This is a genomic window from Alcanivorax sp. NBRC 102024 (assembly GCF_001602235.1).
Taxonomy (GTDB): Bacteria; Pseudomonadota; Gammaproteobacteria; order Pseudomonadales; family Alcanivoracaceae; genus Alcanivorax.
On the sequence record NZ_BDAS01000006.1, the window covers coordinates 190,896 to 214,895 of the forward strand.

The window sequence follows — 24,000 nt, forward strand, 5'->3', positions numbered from 1 at the left end:
GTATTGTAGGCATCTGCCATGATATGACCAGCAACAGGAGACGTTAATGGAATTCAGTGATGTGATACGGGCTCGCCACAGTGTGCGTGCCTTTACCGATCAGCCGGTGAGCGATGACCAGCTGCAAGCGCTGCTTGCCGCTGCCACCACGGCCCCAAGCTGGTCCAATACCCAGCCTTATCAGATCGCCATTGCCCGGGGAAAGGTACTGGAGAGTCTGCGAGAGGAATTGCCTCCGCGCTTTGACAAACTGGCGGCGCTACAGAAAGCCCCCATGACAAAAAAAGTGCTGGCCTGGTTGCGCAAGGACGGCATTCCCGACGGCGATTTTCGCCCGGTTGTGAATTATCCCGATGATCTGCAACCCCGCCGAGTGGCCACCGGACGCAGGCTTTATGAGTTGCTGGATATCGGACGGCAGGACAAACAAGCTCGCCATGAACAGATGCGTGACAACTTTCGTTTCTTCAATGCTCCGGTCGCGTTGTTTGTTTTTATCCATGAAGGTTTGGGTGTCTACAGTGCGCTGGATGCCGGTATCTTTCTGCAGAATCTGATGTTGGCGGCCACCGATGCGGGCCTGGGCACCTGTGCCCAGGGGGCGCTGGGGCTGTGGCGCTCGCCGCTGGAGCAGCATTTCCAGTTGCCGGACAACTACAAGTTGCTGTGCGGGTTGTCGCTGGGTTACGAGGCAGATACCCGCATCAACCAGTTCCGGCCGGACCGCCAGCCTCTTGATGCGTTATTGATCCCGGAAAAATAATGCTCAGCGTGCCGTGAAGATACGCAGAATGGGGAAGCGGTGATAGCCAAAGAAAACCATCTTGCGTTGCGATTCCCCGGCGGCAAAGGAGCCTTCCAGGCCGGTAGGGTGGCGCCGCTCTCCGTTGGCAAATTCTGCTACCAGATAGTTGTTCTGCAGCAGTCGCTTGCCTCCATCCCGGTTCTCCAGGGTGACCAGGGCCCAGCGTTCTCCGCTGTCACTGCTGAGCGTGTTGGCTTCCCGGATGCGAAAGCTGCTGGCGTTGGGCTGCAGCGGGCTGTCGCGATCAAAGCGGGCCTCACCGTCAATTTGCACCGGGGTGTCGAAACGCAAAACCGTATCGTTGTCAGCCAGAGCAGCCGAACTGGCAGCGGTGACAAACATCCCCATTAGCAGGGCGTTACGGATTCTCCAGAGCCCGCGCGGCCAGGTTACGAGTATGGGTAAGCAAGCTGGCATCGCCGATGTCTCCATGGCCGGGGACGACGATACTGGCATCACCGTAGTGAGCCAACACATTGTCCATGGCAACAGGCCAGTGGCTGGCGTCCGAGCCTTCCACGTGGCCGATAGCAGTGGCCGAGCCTCCCTTTACAGCGCACCCGCCGATCAATACCTCATCGCGGGCATACCAGACAAGGATGTTGTCAGGGCTGTGCGCCGGGCCCGGGTAATAGAGTTCCAGATTAGCGAACGTGATCCGTGATTGCTCCGTGAAAGCCTTGAGGAGCCGGGGCAGGGGAATGTCCGGATCGTAAAAGGTATCGGGATCGTTGCGGGCGAGGGCCAGAGTGGCTGGATGCGCCCAGGCGGGAATCCCCCGTTCCGCCAGCGTTCTGGCGCCGCCCATGCGGTCGTCGTGGGAGTGCGTGAGGATGGCGAGATCCGGCACATTGCCGAACTGCTGTTCGATCCAGTCCAGCAACAACGCCGTGGGGGTGTCTCCCCAGGCGGTGTCGATCAGGGTGAGGGCTTTCTCTTCGACGATAATCAGTCCGTTGGAGGGGTAGCGCTGACCCTGGATGACTTCCCAGGAACGGTGCACCCAGGTGTGTTGGGTCAGCGGGTAGACCTGCAGATCATCGCTGAGTCGGATTTCATCTGCGTGCAAAGGCAGGGAGAACAATACCAGCAGGGCAACAACGATGCGCATCACGAACCTCCGGATCAGGAAGCCCATGGTACGACGGTTTACGATCGGCCGTGTGACAGGGTTGGCACCGGGAAAGAATGTCTCGTTTCCGTGAGGTGCACTGAGCCAAGGCGAACTGCCCCGTCAAATGCCGGAACGGTGCAGTTCGTCCTGGACTCCGTGCACCCTTTAATGAATCTCGATGGTCTTGCTGGCTTGTCCATGGTGTTCGTGGCGGGGAATGGTTAGCGACAGCACGCCATTGTGGAACACCGCTTCCATGGCCTCACCATCCGCATCGGTGGGTAGATTGAGCAGGCGCTGGAACTGGCCGAAACGGCGTTCGCTGTAGTGATAGCCATCCCGCTCCGAGCTCAGTGCCTCCTGCTTTTCACCAGCAATGGTCAGGGCGTCCTGATGAAGCGTGATGCGCAGATCCTTTTTTTCCACACCCGGGAGTTCTGCGGTAATCAGGTAATGATCATCACGCTCAAGAATGTCTAGGTTGGGACGAAACGGGATGCTGGGTTCGGCGTGGGGCGCTGGCGTCGTCCAGGCCATATCGCCCAGCATCTGTTCAAACCAGTTGTCGAACTCTCGTTCCCAGCGCAACAGCGGATGGCGAGGTTGACGTTGCGGCAACGGCCGTTCCCGGCTGCTTTCCTGGCGCAACCAGTTCCAGGGCGTCATTTTGTGCATATCCATCGCATGACCTCCTTCTCGAAAGGAAAGTGCTTTCCCTGTCTGTTTTGAGGGAAGTGCGCCCCGGTTTCAATGGTTTTTTGATTAATCTTTAAACAATGTCATGGAGGTGACCCTTGTAATCCCGGGTCTTGAGTGTCACAGATGAAGTGACCGAGGACAGAAAAGGAGAGCGAAATGTCCGATCATCACGTTTACAAGAAAGTGGAACTGGTTGGCTCATCGAAAACCGGCATTGAGGACGCCATCGACAACGCTCTGGCCACTGCCAGGGAAAGCCTGAAAATGATGGACTGGTTCGAAGTGACCGAAACCCGCGGCCATATCGTGGATGGCAAGGTGGGGCATTATCAGGTGAGTTTGAAGGTGGGCTTCCGGATTTCCGGGTCTTGATAACGCGTTGCGAGGAGCGAGTTTCGAGAAACGAAGAACAGCAATCCGTTGGAGACTGTTTTCGCTTCTTTCAACTCGGTCCTCGCGACGGTTTTAAACCGCTTCCAGATCCAGAGAACGCTGGCAGACCCGCGCGGTGCGGATCACGTGGAGCTGGCGGGGAGACAGGTCTTCCGGCAATTCCACGGTGCTGTGGTCCTGGTGGATCTTGATCGGGCCGATCAGGCGGCTGGGCAGTTTGGCTTCGTTGGCGATGGCACCAACAATGTTGCCCGGCTTGACGCCGTGGTCATGGCCGACCTGAATCCGGTAGCGACGCATGGTCTTGTCGCTTTTGCCCCTGTTGCCACGGGGGGCACGATCCTCGCGGCGGCCGCCGGCAGCGTGGGCCGGTTCGCGACGGGAGCGGGTTTCCTTGATCATTTTCGGTTCTTTCAGAATCAGCGGTTCACGTTTGAACATCATCACCGCCAGCGCAGTGGCCATGTCGTTGTCACTGACATCCATGCTGTCGCGTAGCTGATTGACCAGGGCGCGGGTTTCGTCCAGGCCGCTGCCTTCCAGTACGGTGGTGAGCTGCTCCTGGAAACGGGCAATGCGCTTGGCGTTCAGGTCGTCCACGGACGGCAGGGTCATCTTTTCGATGCTCTGGCGGGTGGTGCGCTCGATCTGACGCAGCACGTGCTGCTCACGACGGGAAACGAACAGGATCGCGTCACCCTCGCGACCGGCACGGCCGGTACGGCCGATACGGTGTACGTAGGCTTCCGGGTCACCGGGCATGTCGTAGTTCACCACATGGGTGATGCGCGGAACGTCCAGGCCCCGGGCCACCACATCGGTGGCAATCAGCAGGTCAAAACGTTTGTCTTTCAGCCGTTGAACGGTTTTTTCTCGCTGTTGCTGCGGAATGTCGCCGTTGAGGGCTTCTGCGCGCAAATTGCGACGGTTCAATTGATCCGCCAGTTCCAGGGTTGCCTGTTTGGTTCGCACAAAGACGATCACGGCATCGTGCTCTTCGGCTTCCAGAATGCGGCACAGGGCATCCAGTTTGTTTAGCCCGGCGACCGGCCAGAAACGCTGGCGAATGCTGGTGCCGGTGGTGGCGCCGCCATTGTCGATGCGTACCAGCTTGGGGTTCTTCAGATGCTGGTCGGCCACCTTGCGAATCACCGGTGGCATGGTGGCGGAGAACAATGCCAGCTGGCAGTCGTCCGGGGTACGTTCAAGTACCCATTTCACATCGTCGATAAAGCCCATGCGGAGCATTTCATCTGCTTCGTCGAGTACCAGTGCCTGCAGGTTGGCCAGGTTCAGGGAGCCACGTTCGATGTGGTCCATGACACGTCCGGGGGTACCGACAATCACCTGGGCGCCGTCACGCAGGCCCTTGAGCTGCGTACGGTATTCACCGCCGCCATAAATCGGCAGTACCTTGAGTCCTTTGATGCCCTGGGCAAACTCTTCGCAGGCTTTGGCCACCTGGATAGCGAGTTCACGAGTGGGGGCAAGAATGAGCATTTGTGGTTGACGCAGGGATGCATCCAGCCGTGCCAGCAGTGGCAGGGCAAAAGCGGCGGTTTTACCTGTGCCAGTTTGTGCCTGGCCCAGCAGGTCGTGACCATCGAGCAACAGCGGGATGGCTTGCGCCTGAATCGGCGACGGCTCCTGGAAGCCCTGGCGGGCAATCGCAGCGAGCAATACCTCGGGCAGGCCTAAATCGGCGAACCCGGAACGGGAATCTGACATGTGTTACCTATGGATTGGGAGGAGGGGCCGAGCGAGCGTCGGCGAGGACGCGGCAGTATACGCGTGTACAGGGGTTATTGCACGTTTTTTCGCCAATATGGTTGGTGGCCCTGGCGCCCCGTCTCCCTGTAGGAGCCACGCTTGCATGGCGAACATGCTCGATGTTGCTGAGGCTTTTCGCCATGGCGAGCATGGCTCCCACGAAATTTTCAGAGGCTTTCCTAGTTCAGCGGATAGGCGGTCCAGCCGTCGGTCCAGTTCTGTACGCTGCCGGGGCGTACTGCCCCCAGATAATTGGCGGCTTCGTCCCAGAATTCTCCCTGGGGAATGGGGCTGGCGCCGTTGCGGGCCGGAGACCGGGAGGTGGGGGCGAAGTCCGGGTGGGAGGCGCTGGTGGCGTCACGGGTCAACAGCGGGTCGGTGCCAAACTGGGCGGCCACGGCGCTGCTCTGGAAGTAACGGCGCTCGTCAAAATCACCATCATCGTCGTTGTCACCGGTTTCCGGGTCAAAGAAGGTCAGCCCGCGACTGCCCACCCGGTTAACCATCATGCTCTGGAAACTCAATTCTCCCTGCTCAATGCGCGCTACGGTTTCCGTGCCTTTCAGGTCGATGGTTTCACCGGAAAAGCCATCGATGATGATGTTGTGGAAATGCCCGCCGGAGCCAGCCTTGAGTGTCATGGCACGGTGGTATTTTTCGTGGCTACGGGGACTGATCAGGGTCACGTTGTACATGGTCGGGGCAGAAACAGGAGACGCATCCGGGTTGCCGGACTGATTGTCCCCCTCAAAGGCATTATCGCCGGTATCCGCATGTTGCTGAATGGCGAGAAACTGCACCCGGCCACGCCACCCCATATCCCAGTCCAGGGAATCGTCGCCGGCACCGGTGATGACGATGTTCTGCAAGTCCACGGTGCCGCCAAACACTTCGATGCCGTCGTCCAGGGCGCGATGTACCTGGACATGGCGAACAATGGTGCCATCACCGCAGCCGCCCAGGGTGAGTCCATTGAGCTCGTTGTTGGCATATACCTCGAAGCCGGCGAATTCGATGCGGGTATATTCCATGATGCCGCAGGACGAGCCGGCATCGCTTCCGCCGAAGGCGCCCCGGGTATCCCCGTGGGGTACCCCTTCGATCTGTGCGTCGGCCCTGTTCACCGGCGCGCTTCCCAGCATGACCACCCCCCCCCAGTCGCCGGTTGAACGGCTCCCCTCAGGCTGATGGCTGGTAAAGACGATGGGAGCCGTCTCCTGGCCCCGGGAAAACAGGGTCGCGCCGCGGGTAATCACCAGGGCAGAACCGGGTCGGCCCTCGATACGGGTACCGGGTTCGATGGTCAGGCTGGCACCGGCTTCCACATAGACGATGCCATCCAGGATCCAGGTGGTGCCGGCATGCCATGTCTGGTTACCCAATAAAGCGCCTTTTATTACCTGTTTGCCGGCAATCATCTGGTGCAGAGGTTGATAGGCAAAGTAGCCGATGACACCAAGCATGATCGCAGCCAGTCCCAGCCAGGCGTACATCCAGTGAAATCCTGCGTTGCGGCTGCTGGCAAGGGAGGAATGGCCGAGGGTTTCGGCGATGTCCGGGTTGGTGATGGGCAGCGAAGAGCCGGGAGCTGAGGGCCGCTTGTGTAGCAGCATGCCGTCGCGATTGGCATCCTGCAGTTTCAGACCCAGGTTACGGATTTTTTTGTTCTCGCTATTGACCGCCCGCTGAATCACTTCAGCACGATAGGCCGGGTCGTTGAGAAGCGTATTGAAATGAACAAACCGCAGGCTGCTGTCGTTTTCCTGATCAAAATTTTGCTTCAGCTGCCACAGCAATTCCACAAGCTGTGCACGCGGAGACGATACTTCATCCACCATAAATCCCCCCAATCGGATCAGGCGATATTCGAAAAGAGGCAGTGTGTAAAAGAAAGATGACAGGAAGGTGAAAAGTCGAAAGCTACAAAGCCAGGCTATTTGGATAGGCAAAGGTTGGGAAATTCCCGAGACCCTGGCATTGCTACGAAGCCTCTGTAGGAGCGGAGCTTGAGCCGCGAACCGCGCTTGCGCGGAAATCGCCCGCTGGGCGATCAGGAATCTCAGGGCTCGACAGGTCTATGCATTTCTCCCCAATCTGGAGCAACCTGCGAACCTATTCGCCATGCGAGCATGGCTCCAACGGCGAGGGGCTGGGCAACCTACCACAAAAAAACGCGGGCAGGGCGCTATGTGATTAGCACGGCCCGGCCCGCGTTGTAGCTTGAGGCTTGCAGCGGTTACTCCCCGAGAATGGCGTCAGCCCCTTTCTCGGCAATCATCACCGTCGGCGCATTGGTGTTACCGCCGATCAGGGTGGGCATGATGGAGGCATCGATGACGCGCAGGCCTTCCAGGCCGTGCACGCGCAACTGACTGTCGACCACCGCCATGTCGTCGTTGCCCATCTTGCAGGTACCCACCGGGTGATAGATGTTGTCGCATTTCTGACGCAGGAAGTTACGGATGTCCTCGTCGCTTTCCACATCGTTGCCGGGGAAGATTTCATCACCCCGCCAGTCGTTGAGCGCATCCTGGGCCATGATCTTGCGCATGGCCTTGACGCCACGGACCATGCCTTCCATGTCATCCGGGTGTTCCAGGAAGCGCGGATCGATCAGGGCCGGGGAGCGCGGGTTGGCATCGCGAAGGGTGATGTTGCCCCGGCTCTTGGGACGCAAAATGCAGACGTGGCCGGAATAGCCATAGCCCATGCTGAATAGCAGGTTGAGGCCGTGGTTATCCAGTTTGGCGGCGGTCAGGTGCAGCTGCAGATCCGGGATCGTTTCTTCCGGACGGGATTTGATGAAGCCGCCGGCCTCTGCCACGTTGGAGGTAAGCTGTCCGGTGCGACGGTAGAAGAAATCGATAAAGCCTTTCAGGCCGGTAGTGAGCAGGGCGCCCGGCGCCAGGCTCAGGGTGTCCTTGCGCAAGCTCTTGTGGACCACCAGGGCGTCCGGATGATCCTGCAGGTTTTCGCCCACGCCAGGAAGTTCGTGCACCAGCGGGATGTTGTGCTCGGCCAGTTCCGCCGCCGGGCCCACGCCGGAGAGCTTGAGAATCTGTGGGGAGTTGATGGCACCGCCGGAGAGAATCACTTCATTGTCGGCCTTGAGAGTGCGGATCTGGCCGTTGTGTTCCACTTCCACGCCGATGGCACGCTTGCCGTCGAACAGAACCCGGTTTACCAGGGCGCCGGTCATGATGGTCAGGTTGGGCCGGTCCATGACCGGGTGCAGATAGGCGCGGGAGACGCCACAACGCTCCCCGTCCTTCTGATTCACCTTGTACATGCCCATGCCTTCCTGGACATCGTTGTTGAAGTCATCCGTGGCGGGGTGGCCCGCCTGGACGCCGGCTTCGATAAAGGCCCGGCTGACAGGATGGGTGAAACGCAGGTCGGCAATGTTGAGCTTGCCGTGGGTGCCGTGGAATTCGCTCTCCCCGGGCTCATAGTGTTCGCAGCGTTTGAACACCGGCAGGACATCGTCAAAGCTCCAGCCTTCATTCCCCAGTGATGCCCAGTGGTCATAATCCCACTTGTGGCCGCGGGTGTAGCACATGGCATTCACCGCTGAAGAGCCACCCAGGGTCTTGCCCCGCGGGATGTAGATCTGGCGGTTGTTCAAGGCTTTCTGGGGTACCGTGTAGTAACGCCAGTTACGCGCGTTGGAACGCATCATCAGAATGATGCCGGCAGGAATGCGAATAAAGAGACTGTTGTCTGCCGGGCCCGCTTCCAGCAGGCAAACACGGTTATTGGGGTTTTCGGAGAGACGGTTGGCGAGTACGCAGCCGGCGGAACCGGCGCCGACGATAATGTAATCAAACTGCATGATGTCTGCCTTGAGCTTGGGTTGAGACAGGAAAATCCGGTGAAAGCTCCTCTCAGCAGGAGGAGAAAATAGTCGTAAACAGATTGTCTATTTTAGGAAACGCAGCCATGAAAACGAGACCTGTTTGTGACCCGTTGGTCCAATGTATACCAGCGCTGTGTCTTTTGTCTTTGGCTTTGCTGCCCTCCGCGGCCAGTTCTGCAGGACTGGAGGGGTGGCGGGAAGTGGTCTTTGACGGCAAGACCCAATACCGCCTTGAGCAAGGATGCTGGCAGAGTCGGGCCCGGGGTACGGCGTCAGGGCTGGTGCACGAGCATACCGTGGACCTGACCCGCACGCCCCATCTGCACTGGCAATGGCGTGCGGAGCGCATGGCCGATTGGCCGGCGGTGGACGAGAAGAGCCGGGTTGGCGACGATTTTCAGGCACGAGTCTACGTGGTGAAAAAGGGCTGGCTGCCCTGGCAGACCCGGGCCATCAACTATGTGTGGTCCCGGCAGCAGGCGCCAGGGACATCCTGGCCCAACCCTTTTGCTTCCCAGGCAATGATGGTGGTGGTGCAAGGACCGGGTGGTGCCGGCAGCTGGCAATCCTTTTCCCGGAACGTGCGTGAGGATTTTCGTCGCTTTCATGATCTGGAGGTGGATACGGTCGATGCGGTGGCCATCATGACCGACGGGGATAACACCAACACGCAGGTAAGCAGTTGCTACCGGTTGCCGGAATTTCGCAGCACACCCTGAGCCCCACGGTTGCGATACGCACATCCCTCTGTTTATTATTTGTGCAATCCGGTGTCTGTGATCAGTCGGCCACGGTCGTTTGATCAGAGATAACCGGGTAAAGGCACCACGGCTGTGTGGATCCTGTCGATAGAGGCAATTCGGACTTTCCCGGGCAGACCCAGTCTGCCTGCCTCTCTGCCTCCTTTTCCCGCTGTCGCAGAATCGTCACTGGTTTACGAGATACTGACCCGAGCGTTGGCATGCTAGTGCCAAACCTGGACGGGGCCGTTGTACCCACTGGGGGTACAGCACTGATCGTGAGGTAGCCCATGAGTGAGCGCATTCTGCGTCTGGACAAGACCGGGACCCCCGTTGAATGGCTGGATTGGCAGATGGCTGCCACCCTCTACGCCCGGGGGTTGGTGACCTGGACGCTGGGGGATGTGATCTATCGTCTGCGCGGCGGGACCTGTCGCCTGTCCGGGGAACGTTCCGGTCTGTCACTGCATTCCATCATTGCCTGCGACGGCGTGGCCTATCCCCACAAGCGCCCGGCCCCTCCGCTGACTAACCGGGCCCTGTTCCGGCGCGATCAGCATCTTTGTCTCTATTGCGGTAAGCCTTTCCCGGAGCACGCGCTTACCCGTGATCATATTGTTCCCACTTCGAAAGGGGGGCGGGATCGCTGGTCCAATGTGGTCTCCGCCTGCCGACGCTGTAACCAGCGCAAGGGCAGCCGCTCTCTGGAAGACATCGATATGGATTTGCTGGCATTGCCGTATGTGCCCAACATGGCCGAATACCTGGCATTGATTAACAGCCACCGTATCCGTGGTGACCAGATGGCGTTTTTACGCAGCCAGTTTGGCAAGAATAGTCGGTTGTTGTAACACGTAAATTTTACATAAATGCCTTTTTTGTCGTATTTGGGTTACATGATGTTTCCTCCCATTATTCACGCTGCCTTGAATAGGTATATAAGAACCTATCGCTTTGAGTGAATTGGGGAATTCATTGATTCGTACTTTTGTGACGATTCTGTTTGTACTTCTTTGGGGATCGGCCGGGGCACAGTCTCGCCTGGATCAGGCGGCTGCCTTTTATTATGGGCCGGACATCCCCTGGCACATGCTTTCTGTCTACGATTTCCCTGTGGTTGAGCCTGATCAGGCCAGCGGTGTGCCCGACCGGTATCGCAGTGAACGTTTCTATGCCTATGTCAGCCTGGGTGAAGTGCTGGCATCCCGCCCGTTTTTCAAAAGCCTGAAACCGGAATGGTTGCTGGGCAAAAACCCCGACTGGGGCTCCCATATTTTCGATTTGTCTTCGCCGGATTTGCGGGACTTCCTTGTCGAACAGGTGGTCGCGCCATTGTGGAAGCAGGGTTACCAGGGCTTTTTCTTCGACACCCTGGACAGTTATCAGCTGGTTGCCAAAACACCGGAGCAACGTCAGCAGCAGCGTGAGGGGCTCGCCGCGCTGATCAACCAGATCGCGCAGCGTTATCCCGAGGCCCGTTTTATTTTCAATCGTGGTTTCGAGTTGATGCCACTGGTTGAGGCGCCAGTGGATGCCATTGCGGCGGAATCCCTCTACCAGCGTTGGGAAGCCGGCAAGCAACGCTATGCTGCGGTGCCCGAAGAAGACCGTCAGTGGTTGCTGGGGCAGTTTGCGGCCATGCGTGAACAATATCAGGTGGCGACCATTGCCATTGATTACACGCCGCCCGGCCAGCGTCAGCAGGCGCGGGAAATTGCGGACAAAATTGCCGGACATGATGTGATTCCCTGGGTCACCAATCCGGAGCTGGACATGTTTGGTCTGGGGCAACGCGAGGTCCTTCCCCGAAAAGTATTGCTGGTCCATGGCGGCTCCGATGAGCGGCTATGGGAGCTCTCCGATGCGGTACGCTATGGCCTGATGCCCCTGCAGTTTCAGGGTCTTGTGCCGGAGATTCGCGCCATCAATACGTCGATGCCGGCCGGTAACCTGCAGGGGCGCTATGCGGGTATCGTGGTGTGGCTGGAACAGGAAGACCTTTCCGACGACGACTTCGAGGCCTGGCTGGTGGAACAGAAAGAGGCCGGGGTTCCCATTGCCATGCTGGGCTATCCCGCGGTGGATCCGGTAGGCCCGAATGCCCAGGCCTTCGGGTTTGAAACTCGACCCACTCCCTTGTCGCCGCCAGCTATTACCCGTCAACACCAGGCCATGGGATTTGAGTTGGCGTTGCCCAAGCTGATTGAGTTGTCCTCACCCTTGCACAATGTTTCCGCCCAGCCCTGGCTGGAACTGCGTTCCGGGGAGCATACCTATACGCCGGCGGCAACAACCCCCTGGGGGGGCTATGTGTTCCAGCCTTTCATGATCCGCTCGGTATTGCCCGGCGAGAAAGGCGAAGGGCTGGATCGCTGGGTGGTGAATCCACTCACCTTTATTCGTGAGGCCCTGCAGCTGCCGGCCATGCCGATTCCGGATGTGACCACGGAAAATGGTCGACGGCTGTTGTTTGCGCATATGGATGGTGATGGTTTTCCCAGCCCTGCGGAGGTGAAGGGCTATCAGGGGCAAACGGATGCACGGGTATTGCTGGAGGAAGTGCTCAAGCGTTTTGAGCTGCCCACCACCATCTCGGTGATTGAGGGGGAAGTGGCCCCCCACGGGCTTTACCCGAAAATGTCCGCCGAGCTGGAGCAGATTGCCCGGGACATGTTCGCCTTGCCCCATGTGGAAGCGGCGACCCACACCTATTCCCATCCTTTTTTCTGGTATGACGCTCAGCGAATGCCCGGCCAGTTGTACGGTCCGGAAGGACAGCTGCGTTTGCCCATTCCGGGCTACCGGATGGATCCGGTTCGGGAGGTTGTCGGCTCTGCAGAGTACATCAATGAGAACCTGCTAAGCGGGGACAAGCGAACGGAAATGGTGTTGTGGAGCGGGGACACCATTCCCACTCCCGAGGCGTTGGCCGCAGCCCGGCAGGGTAACCTGCTCAATATGAACGGCAGTGACACCATTATCACCGAAAGTGCACCCACCTGGACCCTGGTAAAGGGCATTGGCGTGCCCAAGGGTGACGAATACCAGGTGTATGCGCCCAACCAGAACGAGAATATCTACACCAGAGAGTGGACCGGTCCTTTCTACGGTTTCGAGCGGGTGATTGAAACGTTCAAGCTGACGGAAACGCCCCACCGTTTCAAGCCGGTCAATATCTATTACCACACCTATATCGCCAGCAAGACGGCGGCACTGGAATCCCTGTTGACTGTCTACCGTTGGGCACAGTCCCAGCCGTTGCATCCGGTGTTTGCGTCGGACTACGCCCGCAAGGTTCTGGATTTCAATACCATGGTGATCGCCAGGGAAGGCAATAGCTGGCGCATCAAAGGGGAGGGACAGCTGCGTACCCTGCGTTTGCCTGATGCGTTGGCTTTGCCGTCGCTGCCCGGCAGCAAGGGCATTGCCGGTTATCGTGAAGATGGCCCGGGTCGCTATGTGCATTTGTCCGCGAATGAGGCCCGCTGGGAGCCCGGCCCGGATCCGGTGCCTTACCTGCAACAGGCCAATGCCCGTCTGACCATGTTTGCCCGGGAGGAGAAGGGTTTTCGTTTTTCTCTTGCCGGTCATGCCGACCTGGAATTTGCCATCGGCAATGCTGGCGGTTGCACCCTCAACCATAATGGTGGGTCTTTGACACCGGTACGTCGGGAAGGAACCCTCTATCACTACAGGAGTGCGAAGCATGGGCTCGAAGAGCTACGGCTACACTGTTCGCACTGAGCGATTACGGGTTTTCGGTCCAACAGAGCTGCTTGCCTGCCTGTTGTTGATTGCGGTGGTGTGCTGGCTGACCTTTCCGCGGGATCTGGCCATCACACTGCGTAACGCGCGCCTGGATGCGGTGACATTGAGTTACATGCAGGCCTGGCTGAAAGCCAAGCCGGATGATCATGAACTGCGGCTGTTGATGGCCCGGGAGTTGATCGTGCTTGGCCGATTTGCTGAGGCCGATGCACAGCTGGACTGGGTTGAAGCCGCCGATGCGGGCTATCTGCCAGAGATACGCTGGCTGAGACTGAAATGGGATTTCAAGCGGTTGATGGCCATGGAGCCTGAACTGCGTCCCGCCTCACGGTTGCAAGCTGAGACCCTGGCCAGTGTCCGTGCCCAGGACTGGTCCATGCTGAACGGCGAGCAGCGCCGGGAGTTGGCGGAAATGGCCCTGGTACTGGGGGCTGCGGAGCAGGCGGTCCGTTACTACCGCCTGCTGGCCGGCGAGGCGGAGCGGCCGGGGGACTGGTATGAAAAAGCCGGGCGCGTTCTGCTGGGGGAGGGCAACTATCTGGCCTCCGGGCTGGCCTATGGCGAAGCCATGCGAGCGTCCAGTGACCCTGCCGTAAGCAAATATTATTTCCTGGAGGCGCTGGCGGCCCTCGAAGCGGGCAGCCTCCATGAGGTGGCCTTGCGGTTTGCGTCGCGCTACGAACATCTCTACTACCGGGACAAAGAGGTGCTGTATCGACTCATGCGCCTGGCCCAGGCGGGAGGCAACCTGGCCCAGGCCCAACGCTATGCCGTACGTCTGTTGCGTTTGCCGGATTCGGGGGAGCAGTAATGAAGCGGCTGCTTGTCCTGGTGTTATTGCCCCTGTCGTTATGCCCTGGCGTTGCCCTGGCGGAGGCACCGGAACCCTACGTGGAAAGTTATTACCTGCACAGCTATGAGGTTTTCGTGGCAGCCGGCAATCTGGGGCGGGCGCGTCAGGTGGTGGAGAACGCCCTCTACTGGCGGCCCGGGGATATCCGCTGGTGGCAGCGCCTGGCACAGATTGCTGACTGGCAGGGAGATAGTCCGACCGCCCTGAGAGCCTGGTGGAAAGTAGCAGAAACCACGGATGATCCACAGGCTTGGCAGCAGGTGCGCCAGCGCGCTCCGCTGGCCTACGATCACCAGCTGACCCTGCGCGTTTACAAGCAGTTGCTGGAAACCTCTCCCCGCGACAGGGATATGCTGGCTACCGTGGCTCGTCAGTATGAGCTGCTCGGCCAGGTGAGTGAGGGGGTCGATTTTCTCGCGGACTGGCATCGCCGCTATCCGGGCCAGGCCGTATTGTGGGAAATGCAGCGACTGGCGTGGAATCAGGGTGAGGAAAAACGCGCAGCCCGTTACGCAAGACAGTACATGGATCGCTACGGTCCGGATCGGGAGATGGCGCTCAATGTTTCCCGCTATCGTTGGCTGGATGGCCAGCGGGAACAGGCCTACAGGGATCTGCGTACCGATGCACAGGGGCTTCCCTATGATCCGGATCTCACCCGTCGTCTGGCGATCATGGCCAGCGAGCTGGGGCAATGGCAGGCGGCCATGGATGACTACCAGACTTTGCTGGATCAGGGTGACGAAACCCTGCCCGATCTTTATCAGTACATCACACTGGCCCGTTATTACGACCGGGAGCGGGTCGTGGCGTTAATGGAGCGGGCCTGGCAGCGCAATGGTGATCAGGCCTTTGCCATGGGCGCGCTTTACCAAATGCAGGATGCGGGGCGTTGGCAGGACATTGATGATTTCCTGGCCCGGCTGAGTGACGCCCAGTTGCAAAAACTGCAACAGGATCCGAGTTTTCTTCGCTTTTACGCCAACCTGCTATTGCGCAGGGGGGAGACGGAACAGGCTGAGCAGTGGTTGCAGCAGGCGCTGGAGCTTGCCCCCGGCAATCGGGAAACCCGTATTGCCTGGTTGTGGCTGCTGGTGGCAAGTGGTGATGATACTCAGTTGGCCCAGACTCTGGCAGCCTGGGAGGCGGGTATCCGCCTTGACCGGCGTTACTGGGAGGTGCTTGCCGCTGCCCACATGGCCCTGGGACATACCGAGCAGGCGGTCCGCTATGAAAGTCGTCTGCTGGAAAGCGCTCCCGGTGACTGGGAACGGCAGTGGCAGTATGCCCAGGCGTTGATCGCAGCAGGCCGGGACGGTGAGGCCCGGCCGATACTGCGCAACTTGCACCACCGTGTGCCCTTCCCGGTCAGTGACGATAAGCAGAATCTGTATCGCGATATGCGTTTGACCCTCAGTCAACGGTTCGACGGTGGAGACAGTTCCTGGCAACTGGCGCAACAGATCCGTCAGCAGCAGGGGGATGAGGAAGCCCGTGCGGAATGGCTGGCCCAATGGGCGCTCGGACATAGCGAGCCGGAGCAGGCCCGTGCCTGGTACTTGCGCAAGCAACAGGCAGCCGGAGCCCTCCATGCCGGGTCGGCACTGGCCTATGCCATGCTGAACAGCGACCGGGATGCGGTGGCGCAAATCCGTCAGCGTTATGCCGGCCAGTTGACCCTCTCTGAGCAACTGGAGGCTCGGGTACAGCTGGACGAGGAACGGCGCGCTACTGCCACACTGATGGCCATGCAGGCCGGTTCTCCGGAGTTGGCCGGTGCCAACAATCAGCAGGAGTCGCTGCTGTTACCCAGCGCACGTTCCAGTGAGCTGGTAGTGGGGCAACGCCGTCTGGGGGCCCTGGAGATGACCGACTGGGCATTCACCCAGTACCAGCCATTCAGCGACTACAGCACCCTGTCGGCCCGCTATCGTCAGCGGCAGTTTGGCAGTAATGACCGCACCCAGCTTGACGTGAATGAAGCGGAACAGTGGCTGAGCCTGGAATGGCAATATCAGCGCGAACGCTACCGTCAGCGTTTCTCCTTGGGCCAGCGTCAGTTGCTGGAGAACAGCGAAACCACGGCGGAGCTGGAAGTGGGGGGCAACTGGCACTCCGACTGGTCAGCCAGTTGGCGATACCAGTGGCGAATGCCAGCGGATGAGACCTCCCTGTTGTTGCTGGGTGGGTCGCGAACGGGAAACCAGCTTCAACTCAACTGGTCGCCCCAGGCTACCTGGCAGAGCAGTGTGGATTGGGCGGATTATGAGTACCGGGATCTCAATGACCAGACCCTGGGAGATGGCAGTATCCTCAATCTGCAAACTACCTGGCGGCCCTGGCTGTCCCGTTTCTCCCCGGGGCTGCGTCTGCGACATACCCGCGCCGACTTTACCGAAACCGGGGACAGCATGGGGGAGGTTCGGGCGCTGCTGCCACCGGGGGCGGACACCGGTCCTTTACCGCAGGATTACAACGAATCCGGCGCCTCCCTGTTACTGGGAATGCCGGATGTGCATATCCGGCCACACCGCCTGCAGGGATGGGGTGAAATCGGTTATGTGAATAACAGCATTTCCGGCGATGGCTTTATCGGCCGGTTAGGGCTCGCCGGTCCGCTGCTGGGGCGCGATGCCTGGCAGTTGTCTCTGGAGCGCCAACTGAATACCGGTGGCAACGACGAAGACAGCTACCGGGCCGAACTGCAATACAGGATTTACTATTAGGAGCATGAGATGAAACAGGTTGTTGCTTTGTTGCTGGCACTGATGCTGGCCAGTTGCACCCATGTACGCAGTAGTCAGGACGTCTCGCTGGACGCGGAAGGGACCTGGCTGGTGCTGCCGCTGGTCAACCGCACCGGCACCCCCCAGGCCGGATTGCGGGCAGCGGCCATCGTCGAGTCGGTACTCTATCGCCATGGTGTGACCACCGTGGACAGCTACCCGGAAACCGGTAATGACGGCTTGTTGTTCGAAGCCTCGTCCTCTGCCAACCGTGAGAAAATGGATCGCTGGGTACAGTCGCAATCGGCCCAGTATGTGGTCAGCGGTGTGGTCCATGAATGGCGCTACAAGACTGGTGTGGATGGCGAACCGGCAGTGGGTGTGATGCTGGAAATCCGTGAATTGCCCACCGGGAATATCGTTTACAGCGGGACAGGAGCCCGTGCTGGCTGGGCAAGATCGTCGCTCAGCCAAACGGGGCAGAAAGTGATCGATAAGCTGCTGGCACCGGTCATTCGCTAATGCGCAAGTGGCTGGGTAACACTGTCATCCCCGCACTGGTGGCGCCATCGGCAAGACCCTTATGGGTGGTCTTCGAGACGATAATGCTGACTGTGGCGGCTGTGGGGATCGGGCTGTGGTTGCGTTCCGATGACCCGCTGGCGCTGGGTGCCAACTTCCGCTGGGGCCTGTTTGTGCCCATTGTGGTCGCGCTGCGATACGGCAGTCTGGCTGGCGTATTCGGGATGTTGTGTCTGCTGGCGAGCTGGTTCGTGCTTCGCAAGGTGGGCTTTTATGCGGACTGGAGTTTTCCTGAGGGCACCATGCTGGGCGGTTTCATTCTCAGCCTGGTTTGTGGTGAATTTGCCGACCTCTGGCGGGTGCGTCTGCAACGGGCGGAAAGTGCTGCCAGCTATGCGTTGGAGCGTCTGCAGAACCTGACTCAGCGTCACGTGCTGTTGCGACTGTCCCATGATCGCCTTGAAGAAAATCTGCTGGTCAAACCTTACACCGTGCGGGATGCGCTTTTTCGGTTACGGGATCTGACCCTGGATGAAAGTGACGGAAAGGTCCTGCCGGCGGCGGATGATCTGATCAACCTGCTGGCAGAGTATTGCCAGCTGCAGCGTGCAGGCTTGTACCCGATCATCGATGGCAAGGTCAGTGACCAGCCTGCTGCGTTGCTGGGTGAGAACAAACCCCTGGACCCGAACGACGCCTTGCTGAACCACGCCCTGGACATCGGCATGCTCGCCCATGTGCAACAGCATACCCAGGATGACCTCTACGTTGGCCGTTACCTGGTGGCTGCGCCGGTGACCAACAGTGCCGGGGAGATGATTGGCGCACTGGTGGTGGAACGGTTGCCATTTCTTTCCATGAATTATGAAAACCTTCAGCTGCTCTCAGTACTGTTGAATTTCTATGCGGATGTGGCTCACAACGGGGAAGAGGTCGACAGTCTTCTGGATACCTGGCCGAATCTGCCCAACCGTTTCGCCAGCGAACTCACTGCCCTGGCCCGACTCCGTGGGGAGGCCCGGGTAGATACCGCTCTGACGCTGTTTGTCGCGGATGACAGCGAACAGGCTGCACAGATTCTGGAAGTGCTGGCCCGTGGGTTGCGCAGTCTGGACCTGGCCTGGTGGGTGCATGACAACGTATTGATGATCATGATGCCGATGACCGGGGAGTCCAGTCTGGAAGGTTTTGTGTTGCGCACCGAACAGTGGTTGCAGGACGACTTTGCGTTCTTCAGTCTGCGCCAGGCGGGGGTCAAGTACTTCCATCGGCTACTGGATGAGCGTGATCCGGCCGATCAGCTGAACGAACTGCTGGGGGTGGCGGGTGTCTAGCTGGAAGCTGCTTATCTATGCCATCAGTGCCGAATTGGGCTCTTTGCTGCTGCTGCTTAGCCAGAACAGCTCGCTATCCTATTTCCTGCTTTATCTGGTGTCTCACGGTTTGGCCTCGGCCCTGCTTTCCGCAGTGGCATGGACCTTTCTTCCCACCCGTTTTCGGGAACCGAAAGTATTCTCGCTGGCGTTGATTTTTTCCTTCGCTTTTTTCATTCCGGCGATTGGCCTGTTGACCATCGTCGGCGGGATTGCCCTCGGCGTGATGTTGCCGGCGTTGTTCAAGCCGCTTCCTTTTTCCCAGGTAGCCAAGCCTTACTTCACTCCGGTGAACAATCAGCAAAGCGCCGGTTTCCGGCAGGTTGACCTGAAAACCCTGCTTACCAGTGAGACTGCGCCCAACGCCTTGCGGATTCAGGGCATGCTGGTACTCAAGGACATGCCTGGACGGGTCACGGGCCGATTGCTGCGTGATTCACTGGGTGATTCCTATGAGGATTTGCGCCTGCTTGCCTACGGTATTCTGGATCAGAAGGAAAAAGAGATTACCCGTGATATCGACCGGGTGCTGCAATTGCTGGAGCGGGCCAAAGAGTCGCGTCGATACCGACTTGCCCGGCGTCTGGCTGAACTTTACTGGGAACTGAGCTATCAGGACCTGGTTCGCGGTGACATCCTCACCCTGACCCTGGAGCGGGCCAGTTTTTATGCCGATATGGGACTGATGGAATCCCCTGAGGATGCCGGTCTGTGGTTGCTCCGTGGACGTATCAAGATGAGCCAGGACAACCTTGGGGAAGCCCAGGAATCCCTGATATTTGCCCGCAGATTGGGGTTGTCCCCGGCCCAGGTAAATCCCTGGTTGGCGGAAATCGCTCTGCAACGACGGCAATTGCCCATGGTGCGCTTGCTGATGGAACAAATTCCCGATGGCAGTCAGTTTACTGCCTTGAATAAATCCGTGGAGTACTGGAGGGGCTATGGCGCTGCCCAGAGCGGATAAGGCGGATATCTGCCTGCTGCTTGAGGGAACTTTTCCCTATGTCAGTGGCGGCGTGTCCAGCTGGGTAAACCAGATTATCCGTGGTTTCCCCGAATATACGTTTGCCTGTTGCTTCGTCGGTAGCCGACCGGAAGATTACGGCGACATGAAGTACACCCTGCCGGACAATGTGGTGCACCTGGAAGTGCACTACTTGCATGACTTCCAGCGCGGGGCTGAGAAAAAACCCAAAAAAGGTGACCCGGAGGCGTTCGAACGGTTACGTCGGCTCCACGAGTTGATGCGCACAGGGCGACATTCCCGGGAGCGTGAGGCTTTGCTGGGCGAGGCTCTGGATGGCCTTGGCGATGGCTGTTGTTATTCCGAGGATGCATTCCTGCACAGTCGGGCAAGCTGGGATTTCATCTCCGATGCCTATCGCAAGTACAGCCGCGACCCTTCCTTTGTGGATTATTTCTGGACCGTGCGCATCATGCATTCCCCTTTGTGGGTACTGAATGATATTGCCAGCAATCTGATCCCGGCGCGCATGTATCACACCATCTCCACCGGCTATGCCGGCTTTCTGGGTGCCATGCTGAAACGACGGACAGGCAAGCCGTTGCTGCTTTCCGAGCATGGTATCTACACCAAGGAACGGAAGATTGATCTGTTTCAGAGTGAATGGATCAGTGATAACCGCGGACTGGTGGAAAAAAACAATGCGGAAATGGCGTATTTCCGCGAGAAGTGGGTGAATTTTTTCACCGAGCTGGGCCGCGAGTGCTACCAGTCCTCGGACCGTATCGTGGCACTGTATGAGCGCAACCGGCAACGGCAAGTGGAAGACGGGGCGCCTGCCGAGCGTACCCTGAATATTCCCAACGGCATTGATTTGCCGCGCATGGAAAAGGTCCGTGCCGCCCGGGGTGAAGGCATCCCCCATACCGCTTGCCTGATTGGCCGTGTGGTGCCCATCAAGGATGTCAAAACCTTCCTCCGTGCCATGCGCACCCTGGTCAACGAGATACCGGACGCGAAAGGCTGGATTGCCGGCCCGGAAGACGAAGACAAGGACTATGCGGCGGAATGTCGCGCGCTGGTAAGCAGCCTGGGACTGGAAAAAAACGTGGAATTTCTCGGTTTCCAGAAGATTGACGAGCTACTGCCGAAAGTGGGAGTGATCGTACTCAGTTCTATCAGTGAGGCACTGCCATTGGTATTGCTGGAGGGGTTTGCCGCCGGGGTGCCGGCAGTGTCCACTGACGTGGGCTCCTGTCGTCAATTAATCGAAGGCCTGGATGAAGAAGACCGGGCCTTCGGCAAAGCCGGTTCTGTGGTGGGTATTGCGGACCCGGAAGCATTGGGCAAGGCGGTGGCGCATCTGCTCAAGAATCCCGACACCTGGCACCAGGCCCAGCAGGCCGGTATTCGCCGTGTGGAGAACCTGTATACCCAGCAGCAAATGTTCGGTTCCTACCGTGCGCTTTATCAGGGCCTGCTGGGGGAGGATAGCTGATGGCGGGTATTGGTTTCGAACTGCGAAAACTGCTGCGCAAGGATACCTTGCTGGGGCTGATCCGTGCCTACACCTACGCCGGTGTCATCAGCTCGGGTCCCTGGGTGTTGTCAATTATCGGCATCCTGATCATCGGTATTTTCAGTCTGGGCGCAGTGGTACCGGATATCGCCGTGTCCCAGTTCCAGGTTACGGTGACGTATCTGATCGCCACCAGTCTTGTGCTCACCGGTACCGTACAGCTGGCGTTTACCCGCTTCTGTGCCGACCGTGCTTTCGAGCAGCGAGAGGATCTGGTTCTCCCCAATTATGGCGGCGTTACCTTGCTGGTGACGGTGATTTCCGGCGTGCTTTCGTTGCTGGTAGCGCTGTTCCTGTTTCCGGAACAGAGCATTCTGTTCCGGGTGCTGCTGGCGGCCAGTTTTGTGGTGTTGTGCAATATCTGGATTGCCACCGTGTTCCTGTCCGGTATGAAGCAATACAAGGCGATCTTGTTGCTGTACGCCCTGGGTTACGGGATTACCGTGGTGGGCGCCCTGTTGTTGCGCTTTCTGGATCTGGAGGGCCTGTTGCTGGGCTTTCTGCTGGGGCAGGTGACCTTGCTGGCCGGCATGCTGGTTTTGATTGTGCGTGGCTATCCGGCGCGCAGCATGGTGTCTTTTCAGATGTTCAGCCCCCGTTATCTGTATCCCAGTCTGATGCTGGTGGGCCTGTTCTATAATGCCGGGGTGTGGGCGGACAAGGCCATGTTCTGGTTTTACAGCGGCACCGGCAGCGATGTGATCGGTCCGTTGCGTGCCTCGCTGATCTATGACATCCCGGTGTTCCTGTCCTACCTGTCGCTGATTCCCGGCATGGCAGTGTTTCTGGTGCGCATGGAAACCGATTTCGTTGAGTATTACAGCAATTTCTACGATGCGGTGCGCGAAGGGGGCTCGCTGTCCTATATCGAGGACATGCGCAACCAGATGGTGTTCGTGATCCGTCAGGGGATCTTCCAGATCCTCAAGATCCAGGCCATCTCGGCGCTGGTGATCATGGTGGCCGGCGCCCAGATTTTCGCGGCCCTGGGGATCACCGATCTCTACCTGCCGTTGCTGAAAGTACAGCTGGTAGCCACGGCGCTACAGGTGGTGTTCCTGGCCATCATCAACGTGTTCTGCTATCTGGACCAGCGCCGCATGCTGGTACTGCTCACCGGCCTGTTTTTCGTGCTCAACGTGATCTTTACCGGCATCAGCCTGTACCTGGGCCCGCAGTTCTTCGGCTTCGGTTTCCTGCTGTCGCTGGCAGTGTGCGTGATGTTGGGGTTGTGGCTGGTGAACCGGAAGATGGGGGAGCTGGAGTACAGCACATTTATGCTGCATTGATTGATATAGCCGCTAACCTTTCTGGAATCCGCCGCAGGAGGGTAGCGGAGTAACGCACGTTGTGCAGTGCGGCCCGAAGGGTGAGCATAGCGAATAATGCCTCTCGAGGCGCGAACCGAGTGCAAGCGAGGCGACGCGACAGGGGGCTAGAGCTGTCGGTCATTCTTTCTGAAACCTGTCGAGCCTTGATATTCCTGATTGCCCTGCGGGCAATGTCCTCGCTAGGGCGAGGATCGCGCCTCAAGCGGCGCTCCTACAGCGGCTACGTAGCACCCTGTGAGTCCCCCCCCCAAAAAAAACGGCGCCATAAGGCGCCGTAATAGTTTGGCTCGGGAGAGCTATCACGGAGTAGAAACTCCGGAGTCGATGGATGGGACCTCATCGACGCCTGGCATTATGTGGACAGTTGTTCGCCGAAACATTCGCTTTGTAGACTTTCTGTTTAGCCCGCCAGGTCAATTTTTGCACGAAAGTGCATATAAGCCCGCCAGTCATGGCTTCCCCGGCATCAGTCCGCAGGCGCCCAGGTGCTCCTGCCACAGGGTCACATGACGCTCCAGGGCAGTCTCCATGCGGCTTTCCACGCCATTCTGGCCGAAGTAATGGCGGTGCCAGCGGGTGAAGGCGACGGGGGGCGAATCCAGCAGACCGTTCATCTGTTCGAGGCTGTCAGCCAGTGACTGGCGCTGGCGGCGGCTTTCCGCCAGGGCCTGCTGCACCCTGGGGCCCCACACCTTGTCCAGCACATTGCGCAGCCGCCGGGCCCGGGTGCTGGCCTGGTTGCGGGGGCAAAGGCGTTGCGGATCAATGCCTTCCAGTAGTTGGTTGCCGCGCTCCAGCTCACGCAATGAAAGCGCCATGCGCCGCAGCAGGTACCCGCCGGATTGATTATGGGCCAGGGTTTCCAGCAGCGGCTCCAGATTCAGTGGCGTCACCGCGCCGCGTTGTTTGTGGTCAACCAGGGTGTGACTCAGTTGCTCCAGGCTCTGCAAGGCTGCGCTGGTGTCGCCGACACTGGCGGACGGCGACTGACTGAAAAAGCGTCGTATTTCCTCGCTGCTGGCAAGCACATTCCAGTACAGGGCTGGCAACGCGGCTTCCTTTTCGGCCACCACCTGCGACATGACCGTTACCAGCTCCGGGTCGTCCAGCTTTTCTCTCTCCAGGCAGGCGCGCGCCTGTGCAATGAACGCGAGCTCGTGACTGAGCCGTAAGGAATCCGCCTGCAGCTTGCCCAGCGAGCTGTTGCGCTGGCTGATCAATTCCATCAGGCCGCAGTGTCGCAGCTCCAGATAGTCGAGCAAATTCACCCGGTGTTCCGGGAGTGACAGCCGCAATTCACTGGCACCGGGGTAGGGCAGGAGGGGAAGCGGGGCACGTTCGGGAAGCGCCTGTCGACTCAGTCGGGCAATGCGGTCAAGGTAGTCCTCCCAGCGCGCCTCATCCGGGTCCTGAGGGACCAGCCACCCGATGACCAGTAGCGACGCCATGGCCAGGACTACCAGCCCCCAGGCGGTCTTTTTCTGCATCACGACAGGACTCCGCTTCA

The 24,000-nt window shown here is 58.9% G+C and carries 19 protein-coding genes; 12 read left to right on the top strand and 7 right to left on the bottom strand.

What is annotated here, in order from left to right:
- The first annotated feature begins 46 nt into the window (after positions 1–46).
- On the top strand, positions 47–763 hold the full coding sequence (locus A0251_RS11570) for a nitroreductase (RefSeq protein WP_062817003.1): 717 nt from the start codon (positions 47–49) through the stop codon (positions 761–763).
- Between the two features lie 3 nt (positions 764–766).
- On the opposite strand, the gene A0251_RS11575 is transcribed toward A0251_RS11570, so the two are convergent.
- The 3 genes from A0251_RS11575 to A0251_RS11585 all read right to left on the bottom strand — a co-directional run bounded on the left by A0251_RS11575 (position 767) and on the right by A0251_RS11585 (position 2,600).
- Complete coding sequence (locus A0251_RS11575) at positions 767–1,147, bottom strand: hypothetical protein (protein WP_062817004.1); 381 nt, start codon at positions 1,145–1,147, stop codon at positions 767–769.
- 16 nt (positions 1,148–1,163) lie between these two features.
- Positions 1,164–1,916 (bottom strand): subclass B1 metallo-beta-lactamase, encoded by a 753-nt coding sequence (bla, locus tag A0251_RS11580; RefSeq protein ID WP_062817005.1) that lies wholly within the window; start codon positions 1,914–1,916, stop codon positions 1,164–1,166.
- Between the two features lie 168 nt (positions 1,917–2,084).
- Entirely contained in the window at positions 2,085–2,600 is a 516-nt protein-coding gene (locus tag A0251_RS11585) for an Hsp20/alpha crystallin family protein (protein ID WP_062817006.1), read from the bottom strand.
- A 174-nt stretch (positions 2,601–2,774) separates the two neighbouring features.
- On the opposite strand from A0251_RS11585, the gene A0251_RS11590 reads away from it, so the two are divergent.
- Positions 2,775–2,990: a dodecin gene (locus A0251_RS11590; protein WP_062817007.1), complete on the top strand. Its 216-nt coding sequence runs from the start codon at positions 2,775–2,777 to the stop codon at positions 2,988–2,990.
- Positions 2,991–3,083: 93 nt separating this feature from the next.
- On the opposite strand, the gene A0251_RS11595 is transcribed toward A0251_RS11590, so the two are convergent.
- The 3 genes from A0251_RS11595 to A0251_RS11605 form a co-directional block, all read right to left on the bottom strand.
- Complete coding sequence (locus A0251_RS11595) at positions 3,084–4,739, bottom strand: DEAD/DEAH box helicase (RefSeq protein ID WP_062817008.1); 1,656 nt, start codon at positions 4,737–4,739, stop codon at positions 3,084–3,086.
- Positions 4,740–4,960: 221 nt separating this feature from the next.
- Positions 4,961–6,619 carry a hypothetical protein gene (locus A0251_RS11600; protein ID WP_062817009.1) on the bottom strand — a complete coding sequence of 553 codons (1,659 nt, stop codon included), beginning with the start codon at positions 6,617–6,619 and terminating at the stop codon, positions 4,961–4,963.
- 398 nt (positions 6,620–7,017) lie between these two features.
- Positions 7,018–8,613 carry a GMC family oxidoreductase gene (locus tag A0251_RS11605; RefSeq protein ID WP_062817010.1) on the bottom strand — a complete coding sequence of 532 codons (1,596 nt, stop codon included), beginning with the start codon at positions 8,611–8,613 and terminating at the stop codon, positions 7,018–7,020.
- 107 nt (positions 8,614–8,720) lie between these two features.
- On the opposite strand from A0251_RS11605, the gene A0251_RS11610 reads away from it, so the two are divergent.
- The 10 genes from A0251_RS11610 (at position 8,721) to pelG (ending at position 22,451) form a co-directional block, all read left to right on the top strand.
- Entirely contained in the window at positions 8,721–9,356 is a 636-nt protein-coding gene (locus tag A0251_RS11610; RefSeq protein WP_082810859.1) for a DUF3047 domain-containing protein, read from the top strand.
- A 311-nt stretch (positions 9,357–9,667) separates the two neighbouring features.
- Entirely contained in the window at positions 9,668–10,228 is a 561-nt protein-coding gene (locus tag A0251_RS11615; RefSeq protein WP_062817011.1) for an HNH endonuclease, read from the top strand.
- Positions 10,229–10,466: 238 nt separating this feature from the next.
- Positions 10,467–13,121, top strand: coding sequence for a bifunctional glycoside hydrolase 114/ polysaccharide deacetylase family protein (locus A0251_RS11620; protein ID WP_156478282.1), 2,655 nt, complete (start codon positions 10,467–10,469; stop codon positions 13,119–13,121).
- On the top strand, positions 13,084–13,956 hold the full coding sequence (locus A0251_RS11625) for a hypothetical protein (RefSeq protein ID WP_062817012.1): 873 nt from the start codon (positions 13,084–13,086) through the stop codon (positions 13,954–13,956). Before A0251_RS11620 ends, A0251_RS11625 begins: the two co-directional genes overlap by 38 nt.
- Positions 13,956–16,724: a tetratricopeptide repeat protein gene (locus tag A0251_RS11630; RefSeq protein WP_062817013.1), complete on the top strand. Its 2,769-nt coding sequence runs from the start codon at positions 13,956–13,958 to the stop codon at positions 16,722–16,724. Before A0251_RS11625 ends, A0251_RS11630 begins: the two co-directional genes overlap by 1 nt.
- Before the next feature lie 9 nt (positions 16,725–16,733).
- Positions 16,734–17,246: a hypothetical protein gene (locus tag A0251_RS11635; RefSeq protein ID WP_062817014.1), complete on the top strand. Its 513-nt coding sequence runs from the start codon at positions 16,734–16,736 to the stop codon at positions 17,244–17,246.
- Complete coding sequence (locus tag A0251_RS11640; RefSeq protein WP_062817015.1) at positions 17,246–18,580, top strand: PelD GGDEF domain-containing protein; 1,335 nt, start codon at positions 17,246–17,248, stop codon at positions 18,578–18,580. Before A0251_RS11635 ends, A0251_RS11640 begins: the two co-directional genes overlap by 1 nt.
- Positions 18,573–19,583 carry a hypothetical protein gene (locus A0251_RS11645; protein WP_062817016.1) on the top strand — a complete coding sequence of 337 codons (1,011 nt, stop codon included), beginning with the start codon at positions 18,573–18,575 and terminating at the stop codon, positions 19,581–19,583. Before A0251_RS11640 ends, A0251_RS11645 begins: the two co-directional genes overlap by 8 nt.
- The gene (pelF, locus tag A0251_RS11650) at positions 19,561–21,081 is read left to right on the top strand and encodes a GT4 family glycosyltransferase PelF (RefSeq protein ID WP_062817017.1); all 1,521 of its coding nucleotides are present in this window, start codon (positions 19,561–19,563) and stop codon (positions 21,079–21,081) included. The genes A0251_RS11645 and pelF overlap by 23 nt, the downstream gene beginning before the upstream one ends.
- Positions 21,081–22,451, top strand: coding sequence for an exopolysaccharide Pel transporter PelG (pelG, locus tag A0251_RS11655; RefSeq protein WP_062817018.1), 1,371 nt, complete (start codon positions 21,081–21,083; stop codon positions 22,449–22,451). The genes pelF and pelG overlap by 1 nt, the downstream gene beginning before the upstream one ends.
- Positions 22,452–22,942: 491 nt before the next feature.
- On the opposite strand, the gene A0251_RS11660 is transcribed toward pelG, so the two are convergent.
- Positions 22,943–23,980 carry a DUF3080 family protein gene (locus A0251_RS11660; protein ID WP_062817019.1) on the bottom strand — a complete coding sequence of 346 codons (1,038 nt, stop codon included), beginning with the start codon at positions 23,978–23,980 and terminating at the stop codon, positions 22,943–22,945.
- Positions 23,981–24,000: the final 20 nt, after the last annotated feature.